Genomic DNA, 15,348 nt, shown 5'->3' on the forward strand with positions numbered 1-15,348 from the left:
AAAGGAAATTCCCGGCGGGTACGGCAGCGGGCGAGGACCGCGGTCCGGCACTACGCCAAGTCGGTGACCGGACTGTGGCGGGCCGCGGTCCCGTCACCGGCGGAGCGGTCGCCGTCACCAGGACAGGGCGGTGCCGTCCCGGAAGAAGCCGCCGGTCGGTCCGTCGTCGGGCAGCAGGGCGGCCCACACCACACCGGCGGCACCCTCCCGCACCGGGCGCCCGCCGCCCCCGCCCATGTCGGTGGCGACCCAGCCGGGACAGACCGCGTTGACGAGCACACCGTCCGGACGCAGCTCGCCCGCGAGCAGTCGGGTGAGCGCGTTGAGCGACGCCTTGGAGACGCTGTAGGCGGGCGTGCCCCCGCCCATCGCGTGCAGTGCCCCGGCCCCGCTGCTCACGTTCACGATCCGCGGATGCGGGCTGCGGCGCAGCAGCGGCAGCAGCGCCTGGGCGACCCGCCACGCGCCGAACAGGTTGGTCTCCAGGGCGCGCCGGACCTCGTCCAGGTCCGCCGAGCGGGCCCGGGCCCAGGTGTCGTACAGGATGGCGGCGTTGTTGACCAGCACGTCCGCGCGGCCGAGTTCGTCGCGCACCCGGTCGGCCATGGCCGTGACGCTGCGGTCGTCGCAGACGTCGAGCTGCATCGCCCGCACCCGGTGGCCCCCGGGGTCGAGCCGGGCGGCGGCACGACGGCCCTTGTCCGGGTCGCGGGAGCCGAGGACCACGGTGAGGCCGTGGTCCGCCAGCTGCCGTACGACCTCGTGTCCGATGCCGCGGTTGGCGCCGGTCACCACCGCGACGGGCGGTTCAGCCGCCATCGGCGGCGAGCCCCGGGAAGACGGCGCCCCAGTCGGCCGGCGGAGCGCCGGCATCGTCGTACAGCTCGAAGGTCTTGCCGCGGGCCGCCGGATCGAACAGGGCCGCGACCACCGCGTCCGCCACCGCGTCCCGGCTGGTGGAGCCGTCGCCGGTGTCGCCCTGCTCCACCCGGACACCGCCGGCGGGCCCGTTGCCGAGCCAGCCGGGGCGCACGATCGTGTAGGCGGCGCCGCTGCGCTGCACCGCCTCCTCGCCCGCGGCCCGCGCCCTGATGATTCCGGCGTACTGCGGGTGCTCGTCGACCCGGGTCGAGTAGATCGAGGAGACGAGGACGACCGGTACCCCGGCCTTGGCCGCCGCGTCCGCCAGGGCACCCACGCCCCGGTGCAGCAGCGCGTCGGCGCCGCCCGCGTCGGACGGCGGCTCCACCGAGACGACCGCGCCGGCCGACCCCTCGAGCAGCTCGGGGTCGATGCCGCCGGCGAGGTCCAGCCGGACGGCCGTGGCACCGGCGGGGACCCGGCCGGGGCGGCGGCTGGCGACGGTGACGCGGTGGCCCCGGGCGAGCAGCCGTTCGACGACCCGGCGTCCGGTGCGGCCGGCGCCGCCGACGACGAGGAACTCCTGTGTCTGGCCGCTGGGTTGGACTGTCATGAGTACTCCTGTGGTGGCTGGCTGGTTGTTGCGGTGTGGTGCGGAACGGACGGCCGGGGCGGCGTCCGGGGAAGGCGTCCGACGGCGGTCTCCGACGGCGGTGTCCGAGGACGGCGTCCGACGGCGGTCTCCGGGGGCGGCCTCCATCGGTAGCGCATCCGGTGGCCGCCCGGGGGCCGGACGCCGCCGTGTCCCGCGGGTGAGCGAACCGGAACGCCCCCGGACAGACCCGCGACGTCCGCCGACAGACCCGCGACGCCCCTGGACAGACCCGCGACGTCCCCGGACAGACGCGGGACCCCGCGCGGCCGCAGAGCGTGGCGGGGTCCCGGTCGGGCCGGAGGGTGCAAAGGACCGTGCTCGTTCAGCCGGCCTCGGCCGCGGTGAGGCCGTCCGCCGTACGCCTGCGGCCGACCGCCGACAGGCCGACGACCACCGCGCCGGCCACGGCGACGGCGCCGCCGGTGAAGAAGGCCGCGTGGTAGCCGGAGAGCGTGGCGGACGCGCCGGAGCCGTCGGTGAACGCGTTGGCCACGGTGACGAGGACGGCGACGCCCATGCTGCCGCCGATCTGCTGGGCGGTGACGTTGAAGCCGCTGGCCACGCCGTGTTGCTCCTGCGGCACACCGGTCATGGAGGCCGCCGTCATCGAGGCGAAGGCGATGCCCTGTCCGACGCTCATCACGGCGACGGCCGGCAGGATGTCCACCCAGTAGCTGCCGCCCAGCGGGACACGCGCCCACAGGACGCCGACACCCACGCCGATGAGCAGCAGGCCGAGCGCCATCAGCGGCCGCGGCCCGACCCGGCCCATGACGCGGCCCGTCGCGTTGGCGGAGACGATGACGAGAATGCCCATCGGGACGATCGCCGCCCCGGACTCCAGCGGCGAGTAGCCGAGCAGGCCCTGCATGTACAGCGGGGCCAGGAAGAGCATGCCCAGCAGGGCGGTGAAGAAGGTCACGGCGCACAGGGTCGCGGCGCGCACCGGGCCGGAGCGGAAGATGCTCAGCGGCAGCAGCGGGCTGGGCGTGCGGGCCTCCCAGGCCACGAAGCCCAGCAGCAGGGCCACGGCGGCGATCAGCGTGACCACCACGTCGGTCGATCCCCAGCCGGCGGTGGAGGCCCGGGTGACGCCGTACACGGCGAGAGCCAGGCCGGCCGTGACCACGACCGCGCCCAACACGTCCAGGGGTTCGCGCGTGCGCGTGCTCTGCGGGAGGGTGGCCTTGACGGAGGCCAGGACGGCCACGCCGATCGCGGTGCTGACGATGAACACCGACCGCCAGCCGAAGGCGTCGGTGAGCACGCCGCCCAGGATGAGGCCGATGCTGAAGCTGGACGCGCCGACCGAGGTGTAGATGGCGAGCGCCTTGTTGCGTTGCGGGCCCTCGGGGAACAGCTGGGTCACCAGGGCCAGTGAGGCCGGGCCCGACAGCGCGGCGCCGAGGCCCTGGCCGGCCCGGGCGGCGATCAGCAGGCCGGTGTCCGGGGCGAGGGCGGCGCACACCGCGGAGACGGCGAAGAGGCCCACGCCCACCGCGAAGCAGCGCCGGCGCCCGAGGACGTCGGCCGCCCGGCCGCCGAGGAGGAGGAAGCCGGCGAACGCGATGGCGTACGCCGTCATCGTCCACTGCAGGGTGGCCTCGCTCATGCTCATGTCGCGCCCGATGTCGGGCAGCGCCGAGTTGATGACCGCGACGCTGCCGGAGTCGAGGGCCAGCGCCGCGGCGAGGATGACGAGCGCCGCCCAGGGCCGCGCGCTCGTGGGGGGAGCAGCCTGTTGGTGCCTGGCTGGTGCGGTCTGGCTGGTCACAGAATCTCCTTGGGACGGGGGTCGTTGCGGTGCGGTCGCTCCGTTGGTGCCGCGGTGTGCCGCGCCGCCTTCGCCGGCTGCCGGTGTCCGGCGCCGCGTACCGGCGGAGCACGCCGAGCATCCGCATCCGCGTCCACCAAGGTGGTCGATGTGCGCGGGGCCCGCCGGACGCCGCCGGGCGCGCTCCGTATTGCGGGCACTTCGCGGTGGCACTACGTCAACTTCGCCCAGTACGGGCGGGGATGTGGCGCTGTCCCGGCGGGTGCCGCCGGCCGCTCCGGTACGGGCCCGGCCCCGGGGTACGCACGGTGGGGTCACCGCCTCCCGCGGTGGGCCCCCGACTCCCCGACACCCGGACCGGAAGGACAGACATGTCCGTCACCGAGGCCTACGACTTCGTGGTCGTCGGCGCCGGCTCGGCCGGCTGCGCCGTCACGCACCGGCTGGTCACCGGCAGCGACGCCAGGGTGCTCCTGCTGGAGGCGGGCGGTCCCGACACCCGGCCGGAGATCCACCGCGAGCAGGTGTCCGCCACCCTGGCGCTGTGGAGGCCGGGCGAGCTGGACTGGGGGTACGCCACCGAGCCCGAGCCGGGCCTCGCGGGCCGCCGTGTGCCGGCCCTGCGGGGCAAGGTGTGGGGCGGCTGCAGCTCCGTGAACGGGATGCTGCATGTGCGGGGCAACCGGCGGGACTTCGACGGCTGGGGGGTGCCCGGCTGGAGTCACCGCGAGGTGCTGCCGTACTTCCGCCGGTCCGAGGACTACGCGGGCGGGGCGTCGGAGTACCGGGGCGCGGGCGGACCGCTGAGCGTCATCCGGCACGCCGACCCCACCCCCGTCTCGCTGCGGCTGTTCGCGGCGGGGGCGGAGGTGGGACTGCGCGACGCCGGGACCGGCTTCGACTACAACGCGGACCGGCAGGAGGACTCGGTCTTCCTCTACCAGGCCACCAAGACCACCGGGCACGAGCGCTCCAGCGGCGCCGCGGCCTATCTCCGTCCCGTGCTGGGGCGGCCCGGTCTGTCGGTGCGCAGCGGTGCGACGGCCACCCGGATCCTGTTCGCCGGCGGCCGTGCCGTCGGGGTCGAGTACGTCCAGGACGGCGAGGTGCGGCAGGCCCGCGCGGACCACGAGGTCATCGTGTGCGCCGGGGCGTTCGGGTCCCCGTACCTGTTGCTGCGCTCCGGCGTCGGGGACGCCGCCGCAACGCGCCGGCACGGCATCGGGGTCGTCGCCGACCTTCCGGGCGTGGGCCGAAACCTCCAGGACCACCTCATCGTCGGCACGGCCTGGCTCAGCCGGGAGGAGCAGCCGCGCGAACCGACCCTGATCTCCGAGACGGGCTTCTTCACCCGGACCCGGCCCGGTGAGGGCTCCCCGGACCTGCAGATGAACTGCGGCGGGCTGAAGTTCGTCGATCCGGCCCTGGACCGGGAGGGTCCCGGCTTCACCCTGGCGCCGGTCCTCGCCCAGCCGCGCAGCGTCGGCTCGGTGGGTCTGCACCCGGCCGGACCGGACCGCCCTCCGCTGCTGCGCTGCAACTACCTGAGCGACCCGGCGGACCTGGAGACACTCCTGCACGGCATCGCGCTGGCCCGGGCGCTGGCCCGTACGGACGCCCTGGCCGAGGTGGCGAAGACGGAGCTCGCCCCGGGTCCGCGGGTCACCTCGCGCGAGGACCTGGTGGACTTCGTGCGCCGCAGCGCCGGAACGGTCTGGCATCCGGTGGGCACCTGCGCACTCGGGGACGTCGTGGACGCGGAGCTGCGCGTGCGCGGGGTCGCGGGGGTGCGGGTCGCCGACGCGTCCGTCATGCCGCGGATCGTGGCCGGCAACACCAACGCGGCCTGCGTGATGATCGGCGAGAAGGCCTCCGACCTGGTCCTCGCCGCACACTCCGGCACCATCTGAGGAGGGAATCGACGTGAGCGCCGAGCTGTACCGCCGCTTCGCGCGGCACTTCAACGACCGCGCCTACAACCGTCTGGGCGAGGTCATGACCGACGACTTCACCGACCACCACCCCGGCCTGGTCGACGTGGCCTCCCTGGAGGTCTACCGCAAGAACCTCGCCGCCGTGATCGACGCCCTGGAGATGACCGCGCACCCGCAGGAAGTGGCGGCGGTCGGCGACCGGGTCTACACCCGCGTCCGCCTGAGGGGCCGCCACACCGGCACCTTCCTCGGCCTGGCCCCCACCGGAGCCGAACTCGACTGGTACACACACGAGATCTGGCGGGTTTCGGACGGCCGGTTCGCCGAACGCTGGGCGGTCGACGACCTGCTGACCCTGCTCGGCCAGACGGGCTGCCCGCTGCCGGCCTGGGACTGACGTGAACCGGCCGGGCCGACCGGCCTCATGCCCGCATGGCCGACTTCCACGGCAGCGTCCCCTTGCTCCCCCCGTACCCGGGAAGTGAGCCGTGACCGTCGTCACCGGACCGCGCCGGGCGCACGCCGGCCTCGACCGCCGCGGCCGGAGGACCACGGAGGACTTCCGCGCCCGCTGGCCGTGTTCCGCCCGGCCCGGCGTGGTGGCGGTCGACGGGAGCCGGCCGAATCGGCCGGGTAGGCCTGCCGGTCGGCCGACTTGACGCAGTACGCCCGTGTGCCCGCCGCAGTACGCCCGGGCACCGGCCGTACCCGGGCGAGGGGCCCATGCCCGTCCCCAGCCTGTTCCGCGCATGCCTCAGGCAAGGAGTCGACACGTATGCGTGCCCCCTCACTCACGGCCGTCCTGCCCAGCGGGGCGGCCCGCCGCCCCGTCCTCCTGCTCTCCCTGGGCACGTTCGCCCTGGGCACCGACTCGTTCGTGGTCAGCGGTGTGCTGCCCGACGTCGGCCGTGATCTCGGGGTGGGCCTCGGCACCGCCGGGCTGCTGGTCACCGTGTTCTCGGCGGTGTACGCGGTGAGCGCCCCGGTGCTGGCCGTCGCGACCGGGAACAAGGAGCGGCGCGCGGTGCTGCTGTCCGCCCTGGTCGTCTTCGTCCTCGCCAACCTGCTGGCCGCCGCGGCTCCCAACTACGCGATCGTGATCGTGGCCCGGGTGCTGGCCGCGCTCGCCGCGGCCCTCTACACGCCGGCCGCGACCGCCGCCGCGGCCACCCTCGCCGTCCCCGAGGAGCGCGGCCGTGCGCTGGCCGCCGTCCTCGGCGGGCTCACTCTGGCCAACGCGCTGGGCGTGCCCATCGGCACCCTGATCGCCAACGCCTCGCAGTGGCGTGCCACCTTCGTCTTCGTCGCGGTGCTCGGCGCACTGGCGTTCCTGGACCTGGCCCGGGCGTTGGGCCGGGTTCCCTCGGCCGGGACGGCGAGCCTGCGCGACCGCGTCACCGCGGCCGGGATCCGCACCGTTCCCACCACACTCGCCGCGACCGCCCTGTCGATCTGCGGGGTGTTCGTGATCTACACCTACCTCGCCTGGTTCGCCGACCGTACCTCCGGCATCCACGGCGCGATGGTCTCGACCGTGTACCTGATCTTCGGTGTCGGCGCGGTCATCTCCAACCTGGCCGCCGGCCGGCTGATCGACCGGATACCGCCGCTGCGGGTCGCCGCCTTCTCCATCGGCGGCCTCGCGGTCGCCTGGGCGCTGCTCGCGCTGCTCGCGGGCGTCGCCTCACGCACCACGGCCACGGCCGTCCTGCTGTGCCTGATCGTGGCCGGCTGGTCGCTGGTGGGCTGGATGTTCAATCCGGCGCAGCAGCAGCGGCTGCTGACCGCCGCCGGTCCACAGGGCCCGGTGGTGCTGTCGATGAACGCCTCGGCGATCTACGCGGGCCAGGCGGTGGGCGGTGGCATCGGCGGCCTGCTGCTGTCGCACGGTCCTGCGGCGCTGCCGCTGGGCGGCGTGGTGTGCGTGGTGCCGGCCCTGGTGTTCCTGGCGCTGTCCGCGCGGCGGCCCCGCGACGTCGACAGCCCGTCGCCGGCGCCCGCCCCGGACGCCGCCGAGCCGGCCCGGCAGTCCGCCTCCTGACGCTCCGAGGGGCCCGGCCGTGCCCCTTCGCCGGCTGCGCGAGCCCCGGCTTCGGGCGCGAGTTCGGACCCGAGGCGCTGGAAGGCAACACACGGACCAGGTCCGTCCGGACGGAGGTCTCGTGACACGTCCCCGCCCCGGCACCAACGGCACGGGGGTCCCGGTACCGGGTACGGCACCCCCTCACCTCCCCGGTCGGCGAGCGGGCCGGCGTGCGTGCCCGGATCCCCAGGTGCCGCGCCCCGTGTGCCGCGTTCCGTCGCCCGTCGCCGGGCCCGGGCCCGGGCCCGGGCCGTGGGACTTTCGGCGAGCCGCGTGGGGGCGTCGCCCGGCCGCCTACGCGCCGGCGGTGCGCGTGCGCAGCACGAGCAGCACGCCACGGCCGGAGCTGACCAGCCAGTGTTCCAGGGCGTTGACGACGACCAGCAGCGCGGCCGTCGCGCCCAGCACGCCGAGCGCGGGCAGGAGCGGAGCCGCCGCGGCGAGCGCGAACAGGGCGAGCGAGCCGTAGAAGCGGGTCACGGACGCGGCCCCGAACATCCGGCGGCGCGTGTAGCAGAAGGTGAGCATGAACAGGCCCGCGCCGCCGGGCAGGAGTCCGGCGGCCAGACCCGGCACGGTGCTCAGGGGATGCCCCACCGCCCGCTGGGCGCCCACGGACACCAGCAGCAGCCCGGCCACCAGCGCCAGGTGGCCGTAGCTCAGGACGTCCCGCACGACGACCGACGGGGTCGGATGCGTCCGCAGCGCGTGGGCGACCGCCGAGGCCGCGAGATGGAAGTACAGCCACCACAAGGCACAACCCGTCAGGAAGGCGAGGACGAGCGCGCTGAGGTTGGCGGGCCCCATGGGGCCGGTGGCGACACCGGCGCCGACGGAGAAGACGTTCTCGCCGAGCGCGATGATGACGAACAGCCCGAACCGCTCGGGCAGGTGGTTCACCCCGAACGCCAGGTGGCGCAGGTGGCCGCGGAGCACCAGCGGCGCCGCGATCTCGGCGGCCACGGCCGCACTCCAGCTGACGGTGCGCCACGGCTCGGGAAGGGTCGCGGTGCCGAACAGGGCCAGCGCGAACGCCAGTCCGGCGCGGTAGGGGTGGATGGTGTACAGGGCGCACTCCCTGCGGATCGCCTCGCCGATGAGCAGCCGGAGCGCGAGATAGCTGCCCGCGTAGAGCAGGGCCTGCTCGCGGTCGCCCGGGGCGTGCGGCGCGGCCACCGCCATGCCGTACACGGCCAGGCCGGACAGGAGCAGGAAGACCCGCTGGGTGTTCGTCTCGTGGACGGCGTTCATCGCCATCACCACGTCCACCCAGGCCCACCACAGCGGCACCAGCACCAGCAGGCTCCGTCCGAGCATCGGCCAGTCGGGGTGCCCGGCGAGCAGGTGCGCGATCTGGCTGACGGCGAAGGCGAGCACCAGGTCGAAGAAGAGTTCGGTCCACGTGGCCCGGTCACGCGCCTGCACGGCCGGGGAGGTCGCTGCTGCGTCTGCTTCGGTCACTCCTGTATGGCCGCACGGGTGCGGGCGAAGGCTCGGGCGACGGGAGGCGTCGGGCCGGACTGCCGCAAGTCCGGCCGTCGGCTGTGCGAACTTCCCGGGCGGATAGTCTTCCCTCTCCCGTCGGCGACGAACGTCGGGGAGAAGCCGAGGAGAAAGGGCTCTTCACCATGCCGGTGCGCGTCGAACGTCAGGGGTACGTCACCACGGTCGTCCTCTCCAGGCCCGAGGCCCGCAACGCGGTGGACGGTCCGACGGCCGCCGAACTCGCCACCGCCTTCCGGGAGTTCGAGGCCGACCAGGAGGCCAGGGTGGCCGTGCTGTGGGGCGAGGGCGGCACGTTCTGCGCGGGCGCGGACCTGAAGGCGATCGGCACCGGACGGGGCAACCGGGTCGCCGAGGACGGCGACGGCCCCATGGGCCCCACCCGGATGCGGCTGTCCAAGCCGGTGATCGCGGCGGTCGCCGGGCACGCCGTGGCCGGCGGGCTGGAGCTGGCGCTGTGGTGCGATCTGCGGGTGGCGGAGGAGGACGCCGTGTTCGGGGTGTTCTGCCGCCGGTGGGGTGTGCCGCTGATCGACGGCGGCACGGTCCGGCTGCCCCGCCTGATCGGCACCGGCCGCGCCATGGACATGATCCTCACCGGACGGCCGGTCCCGGCCCGGGAGGCGTACGACATGGGGCTCGCGAACCGGATCGTCCCCGGCGGCCGGGCCCGCGCCGAGGCGGAGGAACTGGCCGCCTCGATCGCCCGGTTCCCCCAGGCGTGCCTGCGCTCCGACCGGGCCTCGGCCCTGGACCAGGAGGGGCTGGACGAGGAGGCGGCCCTGCGCGGCGAACTCCTGCACGGCATGGGCGTGCTGCCGGAGAGTCTGGAGGGCGCGGCGCGGTTCGCGGCGGGAGCCGGACGGCACGGGGCGTTCCGGGAGGGGTGAGACGACGCGTCTCCCGTTCTCAGCCGACGGTGATGCGGACCGGGCCGCCCCTCGGGTCGACGCGCCGGGTCCAGCGGGCCGTCAGGGTCAGGGTGGTGCGGTACGGGACGAGGGCCGCCGGCAGCACCGCCCGCACGCGTACGCGGTCCAGCGTGCGGCCGTCCTGGGTGATGCGCAGCACCGGGCGGGTCAGGGGCTCGGCGGTACGCAGGACGTAGCGGCCGTGCCGGTCGGCCGGGGTGACGCGGTGCGGCGCGATCCAGCGCAGGGGTTCGGCCACCACCAGCGGTACGGAGGCCGGCCAGTCGCCTCCGGCCAGCCACTGGCGCACCGCGCCGGCCGCCAGCGCACCCTCCCGTGCCGCCGCCGCGGCGCTCCCGGCCGGGTGCAGCACGCTGCCCACGGCGAACACGCCCGCGCGGGAGGTGCGCAGGGCGCCGTCCACCGCGGGTCCGCGCGTGCCGGGGTCGCGGGCGAGACCGCCGCGTCGCGCGAGCTCGTGGTCGGGCACGAAGTCTCCCGTGAACACGACGGTGTCACAGGGCAGCACGGCCGAGCGGCCGTCCCGGTGGCGCACACGGACGCCGGACAGCCGTCCGTGGCCGAGCAGTTCGGTGACGGTGGTCCCGGTGAGCAGGGGTACGCCGTGGCGCAGCATGGCGTCCAGGGCGCGCCCGGGTGCGGCCTGGGCGCGGGGCAGGTCGGTGACCATGGCGACCACGCGGGCGCCCGAGGCTCGTACCGTGGCGGTGGCGGCGTAGGAGACGTCCTCGGCGCCGACCACCACGGCACGGCTGCCGACGTGCTGCCCGTAGAGGTGTACCGCCTGCTGGAGTTCGCCCGTCGTGTACACCCCGGCGGGCCGGGTGCCGGGCACCAGGCGTGCGGCGCGGGGGCGTTCGCGGGCGCCGGTGGCCAGGACGACCGCCGCGGCCTCGATCGTCTCCGGGCCCCTCGGGGAGACCGTGGTCAGGGCCAGCGGGCCCGCCCAGTCGAGCGCCGTCACCCCGGTCCGTACGACGGCCCCGGCGCGCGTGGCGCCCTCGGTGAGGAGGCGGGCGCAGGAGGAGCCGGTCAGCGGGTGCGTCCAGGTCCCGAAGCCGCCGTGCGCGCAGTGCCGGGGCACGCCGCCGGCCCACGGCTCCCGCTCCAGCACCTCGACGCGGCCCGCGCCGGCGGCGGCCAGGCGCGCGGCGGCCGCCAGCCCGCCGGGACCGGCCCCGACGACCAGCACGTCCACACGGCGCACACCGCTCATCCCACCGCCTCCTCGAACCCGCCGCTCATCCCGCCGCCTCCTCGGACCCGCCGCGCATCCCACCGCCCCCTCGGACCCGCCGCGCATCCCACCGCCCCCTCGGACCCGCCGCCCATCCCAACGCCTTCGCCGGGCGCGCCGCTCACCTCGTCGCCTCCCCGCCGGCCCCGTTGCCCACCCCGTTCGTCCCCGTCGCCTCCTCGAACAGTGCGCGTACCGCCGCGCCGCAGTGGAAGCCCTGGCAGCGGCCGGCGCGGGCGCGGGTGCGGCGGCGCAGTCCGTCGAGGCCGCGCGGCGGGATCGTACTGGCGAGCGCGTCGCGGATCTCGCCGCGGGAGACGCGTTCGCAGTGGCAGACGAGCGTGCCGTACTCCGGGTCGGCGGCGATGAGGTCGGCCCGCTGGTAGGGGCGCGGGAAGGCCTCGCCGAGGTTCGGCATCCGCACCGGTTCCAGGTCCCGTGCCGGGCCGGGGCCGAGTCCGGCGTCCGCCAGCAGCTCCATGACGTGGGCGGCGATGGCGAGGGAGGCGGTCAGACCGGTGGAGCGGATGCCGCCGACGGTGATGTACGCGTTCTCGGGGTGAGCGGCGATCCGGTAGTCCTCGTGTCCGGTGGCGGCGCGCAGCCCGGCGTAGACGGCGGTGACCTCCTCGTCGAGCAGCTCGGGCAGGATGCGCCGGCCCTGCTCGCGCAGGGCGGACAGGCCCTCGGCGGTGGAGCCGGTGGCCCGCTTGTCGTCCAGGTCCTCGGCGGTGGGGCCGAGCAGGACGTTGCTGTAGACGGTGGGCGCGACGAGGACGCCCTTGCCGAGGGCGGTCGGGACGGGCAGCAGGATGTGGCGGACCAGGGGGCGGGCGAGCTTGTCGAAGACGATGAGCTGCCCGCGGCGCGGGGTGACGGTGAAGTCCTGGTGGCCGAGCTGCCGGTCGAGGGCGTCGGCGTGCAGTCCGGCCGCGTTGACGAGGAAACGGGCGCGCAGGGTGCCCCGGGTGGTGGCGAGCAGGTGCTCTCCGTCCCGCCGGCCCGCCCGTTCGACGCCGCACCCGAGGTGCAGGTCGACGCCGTGGCGGACCGCCTGGGTGGCGTAGGCCAGGGTGGTCGTCCAGGGACAGACGACGCTCTCGCCGGGGACGTGCAGGGCGCCGAGGGCGCCGGGGCCGAGGTGCGGTTCGCGCGCGTACAGCTCGCCGGGGCCGAGGAGGCGGGTGTCCCGGTAGTCGTTGCGCTCGGCCTTCTCGGCGAGGCGGGGCAGCCGGGCGAGCTGGTCCGCGTCCCAGGCGACGAGGAGCGCGCCGACCGGTTCCACCGGGATGCCGGACTCGGCGGCGTACGCGGCGAGCATCCGCGCGCCCTCCCGCACCAGCCGCGCCTCCAGGGAGCCGGGCACCGCGTCGAACCCGGTGTGCAGGATCGCGGTGTTGGCCTTGGAGGTGCCCTGGCCGACGTCGTCCTGGGCGTCCACGAGCGCCACCCGCAGCCCCGGATGCCGGGCCAGTGCGCGGGCGATCGCGCAGCCGACGACGCCGGCGCCGACGATCGCGACGTCGTACGGCCGCTCGGGCAGCGGCCCTTGTGCGGTGACCGTCATGAGGCGAGCAGGGCGGTGACGGCGGTGCGGAAGGCCCCCAGGCGTTCGGCGGCCTCGGCGGAGGAGACGCGCGGTTCGTGGACGGCGGCCGGCTTCCACTCGGGCAGGGCGTCCTCCACGGTCAGGCGGTCGTCGACGCCGAGCCGGGCGAGGGCGGCGGCGCCCAGCGCGGTGGCCTCGGGCAGCGCGGACACCTCGACGGGCCGTTGCAGCAGGTCGGCCTGGGTCTGCATGAGCAGGGCGGAGCGGGTCAGACCGCCGTCCACGCGCAGGGAGTCGAGGGGGCCGCCGAGGTCGGCCGCGGCGGCGTCGGCGAGCTCGACGACCTGGGCGGCGATGCCCTCGCACAGGGCGCGGACCAGGTGTCCGGGGGCGGTGTCGAGGCCGAGTCCGGTGAGGGAGCCGCGCAGATCGCCGCGCCACCAGGGGGCGGCCAGTCCGGCGAGCGCGGGAACGAAGGTGACGCCGCCGGTGTCGGGTACGGCGCCGCCCACCGGATCGAGGTCGGCGGCCCCGGTGATGACGCCGAGGTCGGTGAGCCAGCGCACGGCGGAGGCCGCGGTGTACACCTGGCCGTCCAGGCAGTGGGCGGTGCGCCCGGCCAGCCGCCAGGCGACACAGCTGACCAGGCCGGAGGCGCCGCGCCGGGGCGTGTCCCCGGTGTGCGCGAGCAGGAACGCGCCGGTGCCGTAGGTGCACTTGGCGCCGCCGGGCCCGGTGACGCGCTGGGCGAGCAGGGCGGCCTGCTGGTCGACGATCAGGCCGGTGAGCGGGATGCCGGAGCCGAAGGCGGTGGTCGTGCCGATGTGCGCGGCGTTGTCGACCACCTCGGGGAGCCTCTCGCCCGACAGTCCGTAGACCTCCAGGGCGCGCGGCGACCAGGTGGCCCGGTCGAGGTCGAGCAGTTGGGTGCGTCCGGCGGTGGCGGCGTCGGTGACGAAGGCGCCGGTGAGCCGGTGCACCAGCCAGGCGTCGGAGGTGGTGACCACGCCGTCGCGGGTGAGGTGACGGCGGATCCAGGCCATCTTGGGCGCGGCGAAGTAGGGGTCGAGGGGCAGCCCGGTCAGCTGCCGCAACTCCTCGGCCTGCTCGGTGAGTTCGTCGCAGAGGCGCTGCGCCCGCCGGTCCTGCCAGACCAGCGCGTCGGTGAGCGGCCGGCCTGTGGCCGGGTCCCAGGCGAGCACGGTCTCGCCCTGGTTGGCGAGCCCCATCGCCGCGACCGGTTCGCCGGCCTCGGCCAGCGCGCGGTGCCCGGCGTCCAGGACCGAGCCGTACAGCTCGGCGGGGTCGACCTCCACGAGGCCGCCGGGCAGGTGGCGGGGTCGCACGGGGGCGAACCCGGTGCCGAGGACTCCCCGTTCGGGGCAGACGACCAGGGCCTTGGTGCCGGACGTGCCCTGGTCCACGGCCAGCACCGCACTTGTCATCGTGCCCCTTCCGCCCGTGCCGCCGACGATCACCGCGACGCCAGCCTGCCGCCGCCCGCGGCACCAGTCAAGCAGCGTCTCCGGGCCGCCCGCGGCATCGCCCCAGCCGCCCTGGCCGGTTCTTACTCGGTGGTCAACTCATCAGTCGCATAACGGAGTTCTGGAGGACCGGCAAAGCCCCCGGTGATCCGGAACGGCGGCCTCTATAGTGACCGCCGACCCGCACCGCTCCTCGATACCCGCCCTGAGGAGGGCTGTTGTTACTCCACCCTGCCGTCCAGAGCCGGCCCAGGGTCTTATGTCCGGATCGGTCCGGCACGAGCCGCGCGCAGGGCCCTGAGCGCGGAGCGGACGGCTGATGGCGCGCGGCGATGGGGCGCGGCCCGCCTTCGACCCCGCGGGCCATGACGCGGAACTGCGCGCCGCCCTCCAGGATCTGCGCACCGGACGCTGGATGGCGATGCGGGACCTGCTGGAGCGGACCACGGCCTGGTGGCAGTGGACCGCGCGCACCCAGGTGCTCGCGGCGGCGGCCGCCGGCACCGACGTCGTGCGCGCCTGGCGGGCGGAGGAGCCCGAGAGCGTGCCGGCCGCGGTGATGCACGCCCGGGTCGCCGTGGAACGGGCGCTGCGGGCACGGCGCGAGGGCCACCGCCGTACGCACGAACTGTGGATCGAGGCCTGGGACGCGAGCCACACCGCCACCCGGATCGCCGAACCGGACCCGGTGCCGTGGGTGTGCCTGCTGGCGCTGGCCCAGCTGGACGCGGGGCTGAGCTGGGAGGAGCACCGGGTGGCGGCGCCGGAGCCGACGCTGCCGGTGGGTCCGTGGGGGCTGCTCACCGAGGCCGGCAAGCGGGACCCGTACAACCGCGAAGCCCATCACCGCATGCTGCAGTTCCTCTACGCGCGCGGATCGTCCGGCCGGCTCGCCGAGGCGGCCGGTTACGCCCAGTGGGCCGCCGCGTCCGCGCCGCCCGGCTCGGCGCTGCACATGATGCCGCTGTACGTACGGGTGGAGCGGTACCGGCGCGGCGGCGGGCAGGACGCCGCGCTGGATCTGCACTGGGTGGCGGAGGACGCCACCCGTGAGGCGCGGGAGGCGCTGGACGCCTGGTTCGCCCGCACCGGCACCGCCGAGCGGTCGCCGCTGGACCTCAACCACCTGGCGCACGCCCTGTGGGGTGCGCTGCGGTTCCGGGACGCGGCCCGGGTGTTCGACGCGCTCGGCCCCTACTGGACGCCCCTGCCCTGGGCCCACCGCACCACCGATCCCGGCGATCCGGCCCGGGCCCTGGAGGTGTTCCTCCAGGCCCGCGCCCGCTGCCGTGCGGCGGCGGACGACGACCCCGGCCGCCGTTTCTAGAGTCCCCCC

The 15,348-nt window shown here is 75.5% G+C and carries 12 protein-coding genes; 5 read left to right on the plus strand and 7 right to left on the minus strand.

Annotated elements, in window-relative coordinates; all coding sequences use genetic code 11:
* Positions 1 to 114: 114 nt before the first annotated feature.
* The 3 genes from ABZ484_RS22365 to ABZ484_RS22375 all read right to left on the minus strand — a co-directional run bounded on the left by ABZ484_RS22365 (position 115) and on the right by ABZ484_RS22375 (position 3,290).
* On the minus strand, positions 115 to 819 hold the full coding sequence (locus ABZ484_RS22365; RefSeq protein ID WP_358867668.1) for an SDR family oxidoreductase: 705 nt from the start codon (positions 817 to 819) through the stop codon (positions 115 to 117).
* The gene (locus ABZ484_RS22370; RefSeq protein WP_358867669.1) at positions 809 to 1,474 is read right to left on the minus strand and encodes an NAD(P)-binding oxidoreductase; all 666 of its coding nucleotides are present in this window, start codon (positions 1,472 to 1,474) and stop codon (positions 809 to 811) included. The genes ABZ484_RS22365 and ABZ484_RS22370 overlap by 11 nt, the downstream gene beginning before the upstream one ends.
* Before the next feature lie 364 nt (positions 1,475 to 1,838).
* On the minus strand, positions 1,839 to 3,290 hold the full coding sequence (locus tag ABZ484_RS22375; RefSeq protein WP_358867670.1) for an MFS transporter: 1,452 nt from the start codon (positions 3,288 to 3,290) through the stop codon (positions 1,839 to 1,841).
* A gap of 371 nt (positions 3,291 to 3,661) precedes the next feature.
* Between ABZ484_RS22375 and ABZ484_RS22380 the strand changes: the two genes are divergently transcribed.
* From ABZ484_RS22380 to ABZ484_RS22390, 3 genes are all read left to right on the plus strand, one after another.
* Positions 3,662 to 5,200, plus strand: coding sequence for a GMC family oxidoreductase N-terminal domain-containing protein (locus tag ABZ484_RS22380; RefSeq protein WP_358867671.1), 1,539 nt, complete (start codon positions 3,662 to 3,664; stop codon positions 5,198 to 5,200).
* A gap of 13 nt (positions 5,201 to 5,213) precedes the next feature.
* Positions 5,214 to 5,621, plus strand: a complete 408-nt coding sequence (locus tag ABZ484_RS22385) for an ester cyclase (RefSeq protein WP_358867672.1) — start codon at positions 5,214 to 5,216, stop codon at positions 5,619 to 5,621.
* 378 nt (positions 5,622 to 5,999) lie between these two features.
* Positions 6,000 to 7,265: an MFS transporter gene (locus ABZ484_RS22390; RefSeq protein WP_358867673.1), complete on the plus strand. Its 1,266-nt coding sequence runs from the start codon at positions 6,000 to 6,002 to the stop codon at positions 7,263 to 7,265.
* A gap of 336 nt (positions 7,266 to 7,601) precedes the next feature.
* Here the strand turns inward: ABZ484_RS22390 and ABZ484_RS22395 are convergent, their stop codons facing one another.
* A complete protein-coding gene (locus ABZ484_RS22395) occupies positions 7,602 to 8,768 on the minus strand; it encodes a low temperature requirement protein A (RefSeq protein ID WP_358867674.1) in 1,167 nt (388 codons plus the stop codon).
* A gap of 167 nt (positions 8,769 to 8,935) precedes the next feature.
* Between ABZ484_RS22395 and ABZ484_RS22400 the strand changes: the two genes are divergently transcribed.
* A complete protein-coding gene (locus tag ABZ484_RS22400) occupies positions 8,936 to 9,700 on the plus strand; it encodes a crotonase/enoyl-CoA hydratase family protein (protein ID WP_358867675.1) in 765 nt (254 codons plus the stop codon).
* Positions 9,701 to 9,719: 19 nt separating this feature from the next.
* Here ABZ484_RS22400 and ABZ484_RS22405 read toward each other — a convergent pair whose 3' ends face one another.
* The 3 genes from ABZ484_RS22405 to ABZ484_RS22415 all read right to left on the minus strand — a co-directional run bounded on the left by ABZ484_RS22405 (position 9,720) and on the right by ABZ484_RS22415 (position 13,973).
* The gene (locus tag ABZ484_RS22405; RefSeq protein ID WP_358867676.1) at positions 9,720 to 10,958 is read right to left on the minus strand and encodes an FAD-dependent oxidoreductase; all 1,239 of its coding nucleotides are present in this window, start codon (positions 10,956 to 10,958) and stop codon (positions 9,720 to 9,722) included.
* Between the two features lie 142 nt (positions 10,959 to 11,100).
* A complete protein-coding gene (locus tag ABZ484_RS22410) occupies positions 11,101 to 12,546 on the minus strand; it encodes an FAD-dependent oxidoreductase (RefSeq protein ID WP_358867677.1) in 1,446 nt (481 codons plus the stop codon).
* Positions 12,543 to 13,973 (minus strand): FGGY family carbohydrate kinase, encoded by a 1,431-nt coding sequence (locus ABZ484_RS22415; protein ID WP_358867678.1) that lies wholly within the window; start codon positions 13,971 to 13,973, stop codon positions 12,543 to 12,545. The genes ABZ484_RS22410 and ABZ484_RS22415 overlap by 4 nt, the downstream gene beginning before the upstream one ends.
* A gap of 358 nt (positions 13,974 to 14,331) precedes the next feature.
* Here ABZ484_RS22415 and ABZ484_RS22420 point away from each other — a divergent pair, with 358 nt between their 5' ends.
* Entirely contained in the window at positions 14,332 to 15,339 is a 1,008-nt protein-coding gene (locus ABZ484_RS22420; RefSeq protein WP_358867679.1) for a hypothetical protein, read from the plus strand.
* Positions 15,340 to 15,348: the final 9 nt, after the last annotated feature.

This window comes from Streptomyces sp. NPDC006393 (assembly GCF_040628575.1).
GTDB lineage: Bacteria > Actinomycetota > Actinomycetes > Streptomycetales > Streptomycetaceae > Streptomyces.

Coding starts and splice junctions, on each gene's coding strand:
- ABZ484_RS22365 (WP_358867668.1), bottom strand. CDS start 819: ATGGCGGCTGAACCGCCCGTCGCGGTGGTGACCGGCGCCAACCGCGGC.
- ABZ484_RS22370 (WP_358867669.1), bottom strand. CDS start 1,474: ATGACAGTCCAACCCAGCGGCCAGACACAGGAGTTCCTCGTCGTCGGC.
- ABZ484_RS22380 (WP_358867671.1), top strand. CDS start 3,662: ATGTCCGTCACCGAGGCCTACGACTTCGTGGTCGTCGGCGCCGGCTCG.
- ABZ484_RS22390 (WP_358867673.1), top strand. CDS start 6,000: ATGCGTGCCCCCTCACTCACGGCCGTCCTGCCCAGCGGGGCGGCCCGC.
- ABZ484_RS22400 (WP_358867675.1), top strand. CDS start 8,936: ATGCCGGTGCGCGTCGAACGTCAGGGGTACGTCACCACGGTCGTCCTC.
- ABZ484_RS22405 (WP_358867676.1), bottom strand. CDS start 10,958: ATGAGCGGTGTGCGCCGTGTGGACGTGCTGGTCGTCGGGGCCGGTCCC.
- ABZ484_RS22410 (WP_358867677.1), bottom strand. CDS start 12,546: ATGACGGTCACCGCACAAGGGCCGCTGCCCGAGCGGCCGTACGACGTC.
- ABZ484_RS22415 (WP_358867678.1), bottom strand. CDS start 13,973: ATGACAAGTGCGGTGCTGGCCGTGGACCAGGGCACGTCCGGCACCAAG.
- ABZ484_RS22420 (WP_358867679.1), top strand. CDS start 14,332: ATGGCGCGCGGCGATGGGGCGCGGCCCGCCTTCGACCCCGCGGGCCAT.